This window comes from Roseibium sp., from assembly GCF_039982295.1.
Lineage (GTDB): Bacteria > Pseudomonadota > Alphaproteobacteria > Rhizobiales > Stappiaceae > Roseibium.
The window spans coordinates 1-14,486 of record NZ_JBDWYP010000045.1 but is presented as its reverse complement, the minus strand read 5'-3'; the positions used below and the strand labels follow the sequence as shown (position 1 = coordinate 14,486).

Below are 14,486 nucleotides of genomic sequence, written 5' to 3'. Positions count from 1 at the left end.
CAATCGGCGAACCGGACTGCCCTACCTCCTGACAGACCGGTTCGCATCTGGCATCGTCGTTACTGTGCGGTTTTGGCTTCTTCGGCATATTGCCAGACAGCGTCAAAGAGCCCCTGAGCGTCAAACTTGCCCTTGTTTGCGCTGATCCATTCATCCCACACAGGCTTGCCCGCGCGCTCGCGGAACTCTGCAAGCTGCTCATCGCTGTAGGTCACTTTTGTCAGGCTTTCTTCGAACAACGGAAGGTTCTTCTGGTCCTGGACTGCGTAGGCGTCCTGTTCGACCTGCATGACCAAATCGCGATTGTTCATCAGAAATTCCTGATACTGCGGCGGCAAGGCTTCATAGGCAGTCTTGTTGAAAACCCAGCCGCACTCGGAAGTGCCAGGCGCCAGGTTCGACGTAAACCAGTCAGCTTCTTCATGAATTTTGAAGGCAACGTGCGCGTAGGTATATGGGAAGGCAGCTGCATCAAGAGCACCACGCTGAAATGCAATGGCGGTTTCACCAGCGGGCAAAGTCTGCTTCACAGCGCCGAGCTTTTCCATAGCGGACCCAAGGCCGCCGCCAGCGCGCACGCGCAGTCCCTCCCAGTCAGACAGATCGTTGGGAGCCTCGCCCTTGCCAAGCACTTCATACTGAGGCAGCAATCCGGAGACATATGGAATGGCGTTCCAGCGTTCCATGTCGGCTACGATTGCAGGGTGCTCGAACAGCTTGCTGCGGACATACCGATCGACCTTAGGATCTCCAAGCGGCAAGAACGGAAGTGAGAAAACCATCCACGCCGGATTACGGCCGGGATGATAGAAATTACAGATCGCCGCCCCCTCAAAGGCGTTGACCGTCAGACCGTCAAGATTCTCACGTGCCTGTGCAAGCTGACCGCCATAAAAAATCTTGATCTGAAAATTTCCGTCGGTCTCCTTTGCTGCCAGCTCCGACAGCTCCTCCATCCCGGCGGAGAGCGCGCGGGGATTTCCCCACATGGAAAGTTTCCAGAAGACCTTTGGGCCATCGATATTCGCGCCAAGCGCACCGGTCGCGGATGCGGAGACAAGCGCGGCTACTGTGCATAACAGGGTTTTGATTTTCTTCATCGAGTTCCTCCCTCGTTCGGGCCCGGTCAGTCAAACCGTCCTACAGAGCTTGAAACATTTTTATCGATTATTTGCAATTATTTTTATATTTATACTATATTTCCAACTGCAGGCAATTCGACCGATATCGCTTGTCACGGACAAGATCGGCTCTATAACTCTGACCGGAGGTTAGTTTTCGCCTTTTCTGTTCATTTTCAGCGGAAACGATCAGAAGCAAACAATGATGCGCCGATGGCGTGATACATATGAATCCTCGATTTTTTCGTCCAAGGCTCATCTTTCAGCAATGAACAAGAACATTCAAACGTCAGAGCTTGACCCACAGACAGCATCTGCAACGCAGAAGGCCTATCTTGCAATTCAGCGCATGATCGTAGTCGGCGAAATCTCGGCTGGAGAAAAGCTGAAGATCGGAACCTTAACTGCTAAGCTCGGGACCGGCGCGTCACCGGTTCGAGAAGCACTCAGTTTGCTGACATCTGATCAGCTCGTCGAGCGCATCGACCATCGTGGTTTTCGCGCGGCCCAAACCAGCCGGGAAAACTTCGAGGAGATTCTGGGACTTCGCTGCGCACTGGAAGACAGAGCACTCAGACAGAGTATCGCCAGAGCGACCAACGAGTGGGAGGAGCGACTTGTTCTGAGCCACCACAGGATGGTCAGGCAGCGGCGCGAGGACGTCGAGGCATTCGAAGCGCTTCACAAGACGTTTCACATGACACTGCTGGACAATTGCGGCTCACCGATCCTGATCCGCTATTGCAGTCAGCTCTACGATCTCAACATCCGCTATCGATACATCGCGGGTCAAACCGTCAACTATCAGTCAAGAGATATCGCTGCCGAGCACCAGGCGATCCTCGCCGCGGCAGTCGATCGGGATGTCGACCTCGCTGCTGAACGGCTGCTCAATCACTATCGCCAAACCGGTGCTTTTCTTAACGGCGTCTTCAGCCGCATGGAACCCGTCGATCTCTGACCGACGGATCCAGCCACTCGCATCACTGCCAACTCAAGTCTGTTCTGGCGTCAATACCAGGTCAAAGTTGACCGTGTGATACGCCTCATCGACCTTCCCGCTAAGCTCGAAGCCTGCCGGAAATGTGCCTGCCGGCATATCGACGTAGCTCATCACCAGATCCTCGCGAACACCGAAAACAGTGTCCTCGTCCAGATAGGGGTCATCATCCGGGAAAACTTCGGTAACCAGAGGCCGGAAGCCCTTCGCCTTGACAATGAAGTGGAGATGAGACGGGCGCCACGGGTGACGTCCGGTCGCATTCAGGATCCCTCCGACCGGCCCATCGCTCGGGACGGTATAACTGACGGGCTTCACGCTTGTGAAAGCATAGCGTCCATCGGGCCCTGTCGTTTGTATTCCGTGGAATGAGTACGTGTCCTGCTCGGGATCCTGACTGGAATAGAGGCCGTTCGGAGCAGTTTGCCATATATCGACTTCAGCTCCCTCAATCGGGTTTCCATCCTGATCGCGCACGACCCCCTCTGAAATGAGGACAGTTCCTTCAAAGTCTCCCTTGAGATCGCCGCCGATTGCGAGCGGTGGGGTGCCCGAAATATGGAATGGGCCCAAAACACTGGAAGAGGTGCCGCCTGGAACGGTGTTGATCATGTCGACCAGGGAGGACAGGCCGAGAACATCCGACAGAAGAACGAACTCATGTCTTTCCTTGTCGGAAATGTCGCCAGCCCATTCCAGAAACTCGATACCTTTTTGCCATTCGGCATGAGTCAGGTTGGTTTCCTTGGCAAAAGCATGAAGATGACGCACCAGGCTTTCTAGGATCGTGCGAAGGCGTGGGTCCGTATCCGGCCCGAAGTACCCCATGAAGACATCCGTAATGTTGTCTTTGGTGACGTTGCGCATGGAAGTGTCCTTAGTTCAAAATGGCGAGGCTAAGCGCTGGAAAGCGGATCAGCAAAATCAGGACAATCAGCATGACGGCTGCGAAAGGCAGCGCACCCATGAAGACATCCTTGAGTGAGATCCGGCTGTCATTCAGCGTCGCCTTGATGACGAAACAGGAGATGCCGAGAGGCGGCGTGAGAAGACCGATTTCGGCGCCAACGACAGTGATGATGCCGAACCAGACGAGAGATAGCCCCATCGGCTCAATCAACGGCAGGAACAGCGGCACGACGATCAGGATGATAGAAGCGGTGTCGAGCAAGGTCCCTAGCACCAGCATCAACAGGATGTAGACGATCATAATCGTCACAAAGCCATAATCGTTGCCGACAAGCATGTCCGAAAGCTCGTTCGGAAGACCGGCCAGCCCGAGCATGCGGCTGTAGATCGACGCAGCCGTGATCAGAAAAAGGATCGCTGCAGAGATATGCCCGGTTTCAACAAGAGCCTCCCAGAATCCTTTCAGGCTCATGCGGCCTCGCAACATGGCGATCAAGAGACCGGCCAGTGACCCGGCTGCCCCTGCCTCAACGGGCGTCATCCAGCCCGTATAAATCCCGCCGAGTACGATCATGATCAACGACAGAGTCGGAAGGGTCTTCGAAGCGATTTCCGACCAGGAAAGCCATTCATAACCATCTGCAGGACGACCACCGACAAAGCTTGGCCAGAATTTCCCCATGGTCCAGATGCTTGCGACATATGCCACCGCCAGCATCAAACCAGGCACGACACCGGCGAGGAACATCTCGCCGACCGACTGCTCGGCAACAAACGAATAGATAATCAGCATCGCAGATGGCGGGATGATCATACCAAGTACGGAAGATCCGGCCACGACACCAACAGCAAACCTTGGATTGTAACCATAGTGCAGCATCTGAGGTACGGAAACCTTGGCAAACACCGAGGCCGACGCAATGGATGATCCTGTGACGGCTGCAAAAACGGCGTTGGCGCCGACGGTCGCCATTCCGATACCACCTTTGACACGTCGGAAGCCGCTGCTCATTACTTCATAGATGTCATTGCCCAAACCAGCTTTGGAGACGATCAGGCCCATGAAAGTAAAGAGAGGAACAGTCGCGAAGGTGTATTCCATCACGCTGTCCCCGACAGCGATCTTTAGAAGGTTCATCGCGAGATCGAAGTTGTCACGCATGAGCCAGATCGACACAAAAGAAACGACGGTCAAAGCGACAGGTATATAAACGCCTAGATAGATCAGGGCGACGATTGCAAGAACGGAAACCGTTCCGATTTCAACAGGACTCATTCCCCGCGCCCTTTCGCACTTTTGTTCGAGATGGCGGACGCATCCGGCTCGATGCCCAAGGATTTGATTGCAAAAAGCACTGCGCATAGAGCAGCGCTACAGACGATCGTGAGCTTGATTGGCCACCACGGAGCAGTGAAAACACCAGGAATGCCGAAGTAGTCATCCGTGTGCCACATCTCCACGAACTCCGGCCACAAGGCGACGGTGATCAGGACCATAATCACACAGGACAAGAGATCTATAAGCCGGCGCATCACGCTGGCCAGCCTTGGCCTTGTGAGGCCTATCAAGATCAAAAAACCATCGGAACGAGTGAGCCTGTTGGAGCGGACCACATCTGGAAGCTGAAAGAAGACAATCAGAACCATGGAGAACTGAACCACTTCGATAGCGCCGCGAAAGGGCATATTGAACGCCCCCCGCGCCACGACATCGAAATTCACGACGGCAACCAATCCCAGAACGACGAGCGTCCCAATGACGTTGGCTACCGTCGCAATGCGGTTCGCCGCAAGCGACAGGCTCGAAAGGGCGGTAAAGACGACACCCGTCATACAAATTGCCTCTTCGAGCTCTGATTGGAGACTACTTCGAAAGACCGGCTGACCAGTCTCGCACACCGGAATATCCTCCGGCTTCAAGCTTGGCCAAATAGGCTTTCAGCATCCCGGAGCCGTCCTGGCCCTTGCTGTCCAGGTCAGCAGCCCATTCTGCAGCGATGTCTGGCATCGCTTCGGCCCACTCCGCCCGAGCGAGATCGTCGACCTCAACAATGCTGCCGCCGGCATCCATATATTTCAGGAGCGCTTCACGCGCGCGATCCATGGAAATCTCGGCGATATGATCGCGATACTCGACGGCGACTTCTCGCAGAACGGTTTTGACTTCATCGGGGAGCTTGTTCCAATAGTCCTTGTTGACAGTGACCGTCTTGGAGTTCACCGCGCCAAAATCAACCTTCAGCATGTAAGGCGCGACCTCGGCGATTTTGAAGGTTGCAGCTGCTTCCGGCCAAAGCATCGCGGAACCGACGAGCCCGGTCTGTACCATGTTGTAGAAATCGGTCAGACCACCGCGCACACCAGCGGCATTGTTCAAACCTTCTAGGTAACGAAGGTTCATACCGGCACCGGCAACCTTCGTGCCGTCCAGATCCTTCGGGGACGAAATCGGCTCGCTGCTGAAGACCTGATAGCTGTCAAGAACGACGCCCGTCGCCAGGTAAACCTGATTCTGCTTGTCGAATTCACTCTGCATGGCAGGGAATTCCTGCGCGATCTCATCGACGGCCTTCGCGACCACGCGCGCGTCAGGCGCAACGAATGGAGTCACAGCAGCCAATGCCTGACTTGGTAGCTTCGAAGAATGGAAAATCGTTGTGACGATACCAATATCGCCGAGACCAAGCTGGATCCCCTCCAGAACCCCCTTAGGCTTCACGATGGCGCCGCCGTAACTTTCCTGCCAGTCCATCTTGTAGTTGCCGGTCTCGGCAAGTCGCTTGTCAACTTCAGGGATAAAAAACTCAGAAAATTCTTTCACCCAAAGCGCGCGCGCCGGGTAGCCGTCGATTACGACCGCACGAATGGTCTCTTGCGCAAATGTCGGCATGGCCGTCGCGCAAGACATGGCCAGACCGACCGCAGTCAGCTTGAACAAATGTTTCATTTCTCTTCCTCCCAGATTTGCAGGCTTCACCCTGCATGCACGTCAACTCGCCGCCCACTCGATGCTCAATGTCGTCCCACCTCCTGAAACGACCTCAACAATGGGCAGAACCTGGCGACACTTTCAGAACCTCGTCGCAGGTCATCAATTGAAAGCGGCCCGCTCCTGGACGCTTTCAGGCTGATAGACTTGATCGGGACGTTGATCTCCTCCTCAAGAGCAACCCCAAGTCTATCGAACTCACTTTAAGCGATGAGCGTCAACCCACCTAGATCAAGCCACGGTTTTCCGCCTCTGCTGACTTGAACACGCCAATCCCGACGAACCAACGATGGGCGACACAAGATCACAAAAAAGCTCCGTTTGAGAACCAGGCCCTCTCCTATTCGCAAGAAACCGAAAGGTCTCGTGTACCCCTATCGACGTCACCGGCCTTAAAGAAAGCTGCAAACCTTTTCGAAGGTGAACCTTGGCAGCTTCTGAAACAAAGCAGTCTCGTCCGCGTATCCGAGATTGCAGAGGAAATTCGATTTCCAGCCGTTTTCAGCAAAGAACTCCTCATCAACAATCGCATTTGAAAAGCCGGACATAGCTCCAACATCGAGCCCAAGCGCTCTTGCTGCGATCATGAAGTATGCGCCCTGTAGAGTTGAATTTCGAAAGGCGGTTGCTTCGGAATGCTCCGGCTTGCCCTCGAAATGCGGCCTTCTGTCTTCATGCGGAAACAAATAGGGCAATTCGCGCCAAAACTCCGGATCGTAGGCAATGATGGCCGTCACGGGCGCGGCCTTCATCTTGTCGATGTTCTTGGCTTTCAGTGACTTGGCCAAGCGATCCTTGCCCGCATCGCTTCGCACGAAGATAAAGCGAGCCGGGCAACAGTTCATGCTGGTCGGCCCTGTCGCCGTGATCTCGTAGAGCGTGCGAAGAAGCGCTTCTGGCACATCCCGGTCTTGCCACGCATAGTGTGAACGCGCCTCTCTCAAGATCAGATCGATCGAGGGATCATCAAGCCGCGTTTTCGTTGCGCGCAAATCGCGTACGACCGCCTGGGCATGTGCGCGGGCCAACTCCAGCGCTTCTCCAGTCAACGCACTCATTCGGCTGCAGCCTTGCTGGCAAAGTCGGCTTCATCGACAATGGGGCTGGCACAGATGCCAATTCCCTCGACCTCTGCCTCGACCACCTCTCCTGGCCGCAGCCACCGCGGAGGCGTCTTGGCATGACCGACACCAGGAGGCGTTCCCATGGCAATCAGGTCGCCTGCCTCGAGTGTCGTATATTCCGAGATGGTCGCGATGGTTCGGGCAACAGACCACATCATGTCGGAGGTATTTGCGCTTTGGAGGATTTCGTCGCCAACGCGACTCTCGATCTTCAGACCAACCGCGCCTTCCGGCAGTTCATCCGGCGTCACGACAAAGGGTCCGACTGCCCCGGTCTGATCAAAGTTCTTGCCCGGTGTCCACTGGTGGGTCTTGCGCTGATAATCGCGAACCGAACCGTCGTTAAAAACCGTGTACCCAAACACGTGTGACAGAGCATCCTGCTCTTTGATGTGCCGACCACCCTTGCCGACGACGAGCATCAGCTCAACTTCATAGTCGAGACGTTCAGAGCAGGTTGGGCGAACCATGGGCTGCCCCGCCGGCATCAGCGAATTGAGAGAACGCATGAACAGGGCCGGATAATCCGGCACGTCGTAGCCGCCTTCCTTGATGTGATCAACATAGTTCAGCCCAAGGCAGATGATCTTGCTTGGTCGCTCGACTGGCAGCGCCGGCTCAATCGAAGAAACAGGGAACTTTTCCTTTTCAGGAGCAGCCTTCGCGATCTGCGACGCCAGGTCAGGCGACCCGATCAACCCCATCAGGTCGGAACCGACCTCCGGAAAAGCTTCTGTGAGATTCGTCGCAAGCTCCCCTTCAACGAGAAACACCGCGTTGCCCTCACCTGTATTGCCAACGATCAGTTTCATCTCGGCTCCTTGCCCATTTCCTCAAAATTTGACTGCTCATTAATTGACGATTTTTCAATCACGTGTCAAATAATATCGATATTATTTTCACGCAACCATCTGAGGTCAGCAACATGCCCGCATGGGACGCATACAAAGACGACGCAAGGAAACGAGGTGCGCTTGCGCTGGAGCTATTTGTTGTAGAATCCGTTCCTGTCGGCGGCCCGGCCTCCGTTCCTGAAAACCTCGAGAAGCACCTCGCGTATCAACGCGAGCTTGAAAGCAAGGGAACGTTGGTTTTGGCAGGACCGGTTTCGAACGCGGCAGGAGATATGGTGGAGGGAGCAGGCCTGATCATCTACCGGGCCGCTTCGCTGACAGAAGCGCGTGCGATCGCAGACGCCGATCCAATGCACGCGTCCGGCGCAAGAACATATTCGCTGCGACGCTGGCTCATCAATGAGGGGTCACTGACAATAACAATCGGTCTATCCACAAAGGCTGTATCGCTCAGCTAAAGACGACTAGTATCTCCGCAACGGCCTCCAGCAAGTGTCAAAGACAATTGCCGCAGAGAACCTCGTTAAGCGCTAAGAGCGCCTGAGTTGCGGCGACCAGACCGCCTGACCTAGCCCATGCGCTCGGAGGCGAACGAACCGGGCGAGGCGGGGAAGACAACCGTCTTGTTGCCATTCAAAAATGCTCGTTTATGAATATGAGCATGCACAGCCCGTGCGAGCACCTGGCTCTCGACGTCGCGCCCGAGACTAACGTAGTCATTCTGCGACTGGGCGTGCGTCACACGGATAATGTCCTGCTCAATAATCGGCCCTTCATCAAGGTCCGCAGTCACATAGTGCGACGTCGCGCCGATCAACTTCACACCTCTTTCATAGGCCTGCTTATAAGGGTTAGCGCCCTTGAATGATGGCAGGAAAGAGTGATGTATATTGATGATCCGCCCGGACATCTTCTGGCACATGGCGTCCGACAGGACTTGCATGTAGCGCGCCAGGACAATCAATTCGGCACCGGTCTCCTCGATAATCTGCATCTGGGCCGCTTCTGCCTCGGGCTTGTTGTCTTTTGTGACCTTGATGTAGTGGAACGGCAGGTCGTGATTGACGACAACTTTCTGATATTCCAAGTGATTTGAAATGACCGCAACGATGTCGATCGGCAATGCACCGATCCGCCAGCGATAAAGCAGATCATTCAGGCAATGGCCGAAGCGCGACACCATAATGACAACTTTCATCTTCCGGCTCTCATCATGGAAATCAAAATCCATTGCGAACGCCGCCGCCGTTTCCAGAAAGCCCTCGCGAAGGCTCTCGAGCGCTGCCCCTTCTTCAGAGACAAAGCTCATCCGCATGAAGAACATGTCTGATTCAGTATCGTCATACTGAGCGCTGTCGGTAATGTTGCATCCATGCTGCGCCAGGTAGCTACCGATGGCTCCAACAATGCCCCGCGTCGATTTGCATTTTACGATCAGACAGTACTTGGTCATTGCGCTGTTCCACGTCTTCAAAGAGCCTGTGCAGAGCTCTCATTCGAAGATCTTTCAAACTCCGAATTGCTCTAAAATTGGCGGCCAAGATACTCATCACCAAAGCTGGCAATAGTCTTCAAACCGACATTCAGGCACTCGATTTCACACGCGCTGCAATAAAATTTGATCGCGAAGAGACCCGTAATCGCGGCTCCCGGTTATCCGCGGTAAGCGTCCTGGAATTATGAAGCCATGCCGCAGGCTCTGGCGCTAGGGCGGCACGACGCCAAACCCATCACTTCTTGGCACTAGCCTCAAAGCGTGCGCGGGTTTCAGCACTTGGCGGATAAAGCCCGATAATGCTTGCACCTTTGGCAACTTCGTCCAGTACGAATGCTTCAAAAGCCTCCATATCCTGGATCTCTGCAGCTATTTCTGACGCCATATGAAGCGGAATGATGATCACACCGTCTGCATCGCCGACGACCAGGTCCCCGGGAAACACGGGCGCTGAGCCACAGCCGATCGGTACATTCAGGTCGATGGCATGGTGCTTGGTAAGATTGGTCGGCGCAGACGAGGCAGCGCAGTAAGCCGAAAGCTTCAGCGTGCTGATCTCACGTGTGTCACGCAGACCACCATCCGTCACAATACCAGCACAGCCACGGTATTCCAGGCGCTTGGCAAGGATACCGCCAGCAGAGGCAGCTGACGCATCACACCGGCAGTCCATGACCAGGACATGTCCCTCCGGCACGGTCTCAACCGCGACGCGCTGGGGGTGTTCCGGATCCTTGAAGACCTCAAGTTGATTGAGATCTTCCCGTGCCGGAATGTAGCGCAGGGTAAAAGCTTGCCCCACCATGTTTGGCCGGTCACCGCCGAGCCGTGACACCCCTTGAACAAAATTCGTCCTGAGCCCGCGCTTGTAGAGCAGTGTTGCGATACTAGGGGTCGATGCGTTCTTGAAGACTTCGAGAACGGCGGCGTCCAGTTTCTCTATGTTGGCTACCATTGTGTGGTCTCTCCTCGTGCCTCAATCGAACATCGCTGGCAGTGTCAACGAAATCGCGGGAACATAAGTGACCAAGATCAGGGCAACTAACAAAGCCAAGTAGAAGGGCCATATGGTCCTCAAGGCCTGCTCGATCTTGACCTTGCCCACAGCACAGCCCACGAAAAGGCACGTTCCAACCGGCGGTGTACAAAGCCCGAGGCCGAGATTCACAAGCAGCATGATACCGAACTGGATTGGGTCCATCCCGATTTCGCGCGCAATCGGTAAGAAGATGGGCGTACAGATAAGGATCAGGGCGGCCATATCCATGATCATCCCAAGCATCAACAGCATGACGTTGATCATGAGAAGAATGATAATCGGATTGTCCGAGATCGTGACCAGCAAGTTGGTCAAGAGTGTCGGCACCTGATAGAGCGCAAGCAGATAGGCGAAGGCGCTTGCAAAGCCGATCAGGATCATGACCATAGATGTCGTCCGCACCGCCGAGGTCACTGCGGTCACAAAGGACGTCCAGGACAAGGAACGATAGGCAAAGACGGTCAGGGCCAGGGCATAAATCGCCCCGAATGCGCCAGATTCCGTGACCGTAAAGACACCTGACAACACGCCCCCCACAATGATCACTGCAGTAATCAGACCAGGGATTGCAGCTCCTGCCGCGACCAGTGCAGCACGCCATCCGGGGAATGGCTCGGCAGGATAATTGCGTTTGATCGCAACAGCATAGGCTGCGATTGCAAGGCATATGCACATCAACATGCCAGGAACGACGCCGGCAAGGAACAACTTGGAGATCGAAATGCCACCGCCAGCAGCAACCGCGAAAATGATCATGTTATGGCTTGGCGGAATAACGATACCCGCGATCGAAGACGTCACCGTCACGTTGACCGCGTAGTCTCCACTATAGCCTTTCTCCTTCATCACCGGAATGAGGAGAGAGCCGAGAGCGGAAATATCAGCCACTGCAGATCCAGAGATGCCGCCAAAAAGCATGCTCGAGAAGATGTTCACCGAAGCAAGTCCGCCACGAACATGACCGACCAAGGCCGAAGCGAACCGGACCAACCGCGCGGCGATACCACCGTGAAGCATGATCTCGCCGGCGAAAACGAAGAAGGGAATCGCCAGAAGCGAGAAAACAGAGATGCCCGAAATGGTTCTCTGAAAGGTAATCAGAAGCGGAAAGCCCTCGTAAAAGAAGGCGGAGGCCGCGGCAATCCCCATCGCGAAGGCAACAGGCACGCCAAGCAGCAGACAGCCGCCGAACGCTCCCAGCAAAATTGCGAGACCCATGACTTAAAGGCTCCGTTCGTCGCTGGCGTCAGCGGTATGAAACAATTGGATGATCTGCAGAACGCCACGTGTTCCGGCAAAGAGACAACTGAACGCGCCGCACAAGAAGGCTGGCAATGTACGGAAGCTCTCGGGAATGTTGAGCATCGGAAGATCCGTCGACCATCCGAACTGCATGAGTTCAAGACAGGCCACCATCATGACGACGCCGAAAGCGGCGAGTATGAGGTCCGCCAGAGCGCTTGCAATTTCGCAGTAGGGACTGCCAAGCATCTCTCGAAAAAGAGTAACACCAAGGTGACTGTTTTCACGCACCCCCGTGGCACTACCAACAAAGGTGATATACCCAACGAGAAGCAACGAAAGCTGCTCAACCCAAGTCGGCGTAACATTGAGGACATATCGTCCGAAGACGAGCCAGCCAAAAATGACAACAAGCAGAACGAGCGAGAATGAGCTGGCAAAAAGACAAATCTTGCTAAGAACATTCAAGGTGCGGGTCAGCGCACCAACGGATTGGGTTTCTTCAGACACGTTTCCCACCCTGGGTGTTTGAAAACGACCCGTGGCGCGAACAAACGCCACAGGTCACCTCGGCCGATTTGGTTGATGGGAGAATTAGTCCGCGTTGCGGATCAAATTTACCAAATCAGTCAGCTCCGGATTGTCTTTCAGGAAGCTGTCATAGACCGGAGACATTGCATTCTGGAAAGGAGCCTTGTCAGCGATCTCGTTGACCTGCGTGCCGCCAGCAAGAACCGTTTCCATGCTCTTCTTCTCGCGCTCGCCCCAAAGCTTACGCTCGAGTTCAGTACTTGCCTTTCCGGCCTCACGCACGATGGCCTGATCCTCGGCTGACAGAGCATCAAATGTGACCTTGCTCATGCAAAGGCACTCGGGAATGATCAAATGCTCTGAAATCGAATAGTACTGGGCCACTTCATAGTGGTTCGTGGATTCATAGGACGGCGGGTTGTTTTCCGCACCATCGACAACACCTGTCTTGAGCGACTGGTAAACCTCGGCAAACGCCATTGGCGTTGCATTACCGCCAAGGGATTCAATCATGCCAACGAACAGATCGTTGTTCATGACGCGAACCTTAAGTCCCTCGACATCAGCAGGCGTATTGATCGGCTGCTTGGAATTGTAGAAGGAGCGAGCACCGGCATCGTACCAGCCAAGTGCAACAATGCCTTTTTTCTGAAGCCCTGCATCAATCGCTGCACCTGCCTCGCCATCCATCAGGCGATACATTTGATCAACGCTCTTGAAGATGAACGGCAGCGAGACAACGTTCGCTTCTGGAACAGCCTGCCCCATCGGCCCAAGACTAAAGACGCCAAAATTGATGATGCCCAAGCGAACCTGCTCGATTGCATCCGGCTGAGATCCAAGAACACCTGAGTGATAGACTTTGCCAGTGATACGGCCGTCCGTCTTTTCGGTGACTTCCTTCATGAACAATTCCATCCCGTGCGATACAGGATAGTCATCGACATGAATGTTCCAACCACGCCATTCCACAGCCTGCGCAGCGGATACTGCGGCGAACGGAACAGCCAGGGCGACAGCCAGCGTGCTGACGCGGGCCAAGCCGGCAAGAGATGCCATTGATTTCATAAATTCCTCCCAAAATGGATCTAGCGCCCTCCAAAGCGCTGGAGAGATATAATCTCACTTAATCGATTATATCAAGAGATAATATCTCTATCTGAATATCAAACTTAAACGCTTCCATCCCATCCGCTCAGAGCCTATGCTGACCACAATACATAAAAATTCGGGACGCAGCCTTGGGAGGACAAGCAATGCAAATGAAGGATACCGTTGCAGCGGAGCCCCCACAGAGCAGAGGCGAGTTAGCTCCTGAAAGAAAAATGTCTCTAACCGAAAAAATACAGTTAGACCTTGGGGAAAAGATAAGATCCGGCGAGTTTGTGGTAGGTGAAAAGCTACCCAGGGAAAAGGACCTCGTCGCATCGTTTAACGTCAGTCGTACAGTCATCCGAGAAGCACTTGCGCAATTGCGTGCTGAGGGGCTGATTGACATACGCCACGGCGTCGGCGCCTTTGTCTGCCCACCGCCGATCCACGACGCAAAGATCCCCTTTTTACCAGACAGCCTGAAGAAGAGATCAGACATCTTGGAGCTTCTTGAGTTGCGAAAGGGTGTCGAAATTGAAGCCGCCGGCCTTGCTGCGCTTCGCAGGTCTCCGGCGCAGTACGAACGTATTGAGGAAGCCTTTCAGGACTTTTGCGGCGCCCTGAAACACGACGACGATTCAGCAGCCAAGGATTTTGACCTGCATCATCGTATTGCCGAGGCAACCAACAACCGTTTTTATCTCGAATTCCTGGACTACATCTCGCGTCAGGTGACACTGGACGCCCCCCGCTCCCTCTATGGCGGCGAGCAATCGCGCAGGCTCGATAAACTGACTGCTCTTGAAAAAGAGCACCGGGACATCGTCGATGCAATCCAGGATCAAGACGCGGAGAGATCCAGATCTGCGATGCGACAGCATCTGAAAGCAAGTGAAGAGCGTTTTCTGACGCTCAAGGAATGACACTTGCTCGCATCTCCAACAAAAGACTGAACCGCCCCGGGTTTGCCGGAGGCTGTTTGGTTTAAGTTATGCTGCCACCGCCGGTTGATCCTGCGTGGCGTAGTATCGTTCCTCCGCTTCAGCCGGAGGGATGTTTCCTATGGTCTCCAGAAGACGCCGGTGATTGA

General features: G+C 54.5%; 15 protein-coding genes. 3 read left to right on the top strand and 12 right to left on the bottom strand.

The genetic code is table 11. The annotated features are described in order from the left end of the window. Positions 1–59: 59 nt before the first annotated feature. Positions 60–1,100, bottom strand: coding sequence for a C4-dicarboxylate ABC transporter substrate-binding protein (locus ABJZ52_RS08375; RefSeq protein ID WP_348192046.1), 1,041 nt, complete (start codon positions 1,098–1,100; stop codon positions 60–62). Between the two features lie 289 nt (positions 1,101–1,389). Between ABJZ52_RS08375 and ABJZ52_RS08370 the strand changes: the two genes are divergently transcribed. After that, positions 1,390–2,082: a GntR family transcriptional regulator gene (locus tag ABJZ52_RS08370; RefSeq protein ID WP_348192043.1), complete on the top strand. Its 693-nt coding sequence runs from the start codon at positions 1,390–1,392 to the stop codon at positions 2,080–2,082. A gap of 33 nt (positions 2,083–2,115) precedes the next feature. Here ABJZ52_RS08370 and ABJZ52_RS08365 read toward each other — a convergent pair whose 3' ends face one another. The 6 genes from ABJZ52_RS08365 to ABJZ52_RS08340 form a co-directional block, all read right to left on the bottom strand. Beyond that, positions 2,116–2,988 (bottom strand): dioxygenase, encoded by an 873-nt coding sequence (locus tag ABJZ52_RS08365; protein ID WP_348192042.1) that lies wholly within the window; start codon positions 2,986–2,988, stop codon positions 2,116–2,118. Positions 2,989–2,998: 10 nt separating this feature from the next. Continuing rightward, positions 2,999–4,306: a TRAP transporter large permease gene (locus ABJZ52_RS08360; RefSeq protein WP_348192039.1), complete on the bottom strand. Its 1,308-nt coding sequence runs from the start codon at positions 4,304–4,306 to the stop codon at positions 2,999–3,001. Further along, positions 4,303–4,863 carry a TRAP transporter small permease gene (locus ABJZ52_RS08355; protein ID WP_348192036.1) on the bottom strand — a complete coding sequence of 187 codons (561 nt, stop codon included), beginning with the start codon at positions 4,861–4,863 and terminating at the stop codon, positions 4,303–4,305. Before ABJZ52_RS08355 ends, ABJZ52_RS08360 begins: the two co-directional genes overlap by 4 nt. 31 nt (positions 4,864–4,894) lie before the next feature. Continuing rightward, positions 4,895–5,977, bottom strand: coding sequence for a C4-dicarboxylate TRAP transporter substrate-binding protein (locus ABJZ52_RS08350; RefSeq protein ID WP_348192034.1), 1,083 nt, complete (start codon positions 5,975–5,977; stop codon positions 4,895–4,897). 434 nt (positions 5,978–6,411) lie between these two features. Beyond that, the gene (locus ABJZ52_RS08345; RefSeq protein ID WP_348192031.1) at positions 6,412–7,077 is read right to left on the bottom strand and encodes a malonic semialdehyde reductase; all 666 of its coding nucleotides are present in this window, start codon (positions 7,075–7,077) and stop codon (positions 6,412–6,414) included. Next, positions 7,074–7,955, bottom strand: coding sequence for a fumarylacetoacetate hydrolase family protein (locus tag ABJZ52_RS08340; RefSeq protein WP_348192028.1), 882 nt, complete (start codon positions 7,953–7,955; stop codon positions 7,074–7,076). The genes ABJZ52_RS08345 and ABJZ52_RS08340 overlap by 4 nt, the downstream gene beginning before the upstream one ends. A 62-nt stretch (positions 7,956–8,017) precedes the next feature. Here ABJZ52_RS08340 and ABJZ52_RS08335 point away from each other — a divergent pair, with 62 nt between their 5' ends. Continuing rightward, complete coding sequence (locus tag ABJZ52_RS08335) at positions 8,018–8,455, top strand: YciI family protein (RefSeq protein ID WP_348322521.1); 438 nt, start codon at positions 8,018–8,020, stop codon at positions 8,453–8,455. 110 nt (positions 8,456–8,565) lie between these two features. Here ABJZ52_RS08335 and purU read toward each other — a convergent pair whose 3' ends face one another. The 5 genes from purU to ABJZ52_RS08310 form a co-directional block, all read right to left on the bottom strand. Beyond that, entirely contained in the window at positions 8,566–9,450 is an 885-nt protein-coding gene (gene purU, locus ABJZ52_RS08330) for a formyltetrahydrofolate deformylase (protein WP_348192023.1), read from the bottom strand. A 277-nt stretch (positions 9,451–9,727) separates the two neighbouring features. After that, a complete protein-coding gene (locus ABJZ52_RS08325) occupies positions 9,728–10,447 on the bottom strand; it encodes a ribonuclease activity regulator RraA (RefSeq protein ID WP_348192020.1) in 720 nt (239 codons plus the stop codon). Positions 10,448–10,468: 21 nt separating this feature from the next. Further along, a complete protein-coding gene (locus ABJZ52_RS08320; RefSeq protein WP_348192017.1) occupies positions 10,469–11,749 on the bottom strand; it encodes a TRAP transporter large permease in 1,281 nt (426 codons plus the stop codon). 3 nt (positions 11,750–11,752) lie between these two features. Next, positions 11,753–12,283 (bottom strand): TRAP transporter small permease, encoded by a 531-nt coding sequence (locus ABJZ52_RS08315; RefSeq protein WP_348192014.1) that lies wholly within the window; start codon positions 12,281–12,283, stop codon positions 11,753–11,755. Positions 12,284–12,367: 84 nt separating this feature from the next. Beyond that, positions 12,368–13,372, bottom strand: coding sequence for a TRAP transporter substrate-binding protein (locus tag ABJZ52_RS08310; RefSeq protein ID WP_348192011.1), 1,005 nt, complete (start codon positions 13,370–13,372; stop codon positions 12,368–12,370). A gap of 188 nt (positions 13,373–13,560) precedes the next feature. On the opposite strand from ABJZ52_RS08310, the gene ABJZ52_RS08305 reads away from it, so the two are divergent. Then, positions 13,561–14,319, top strand: coding sequence for a FadR/GntR family transcriptional regulator (locus ABJZ52_RS08305; RefSeq protein ID WP_348192008.1), 759 nt, complete (start codon positions 13,561–13,563; stop codon positions 14,317–14,319). Positions 14,320–14,486 lie beyond the last annotated feature (167 nt).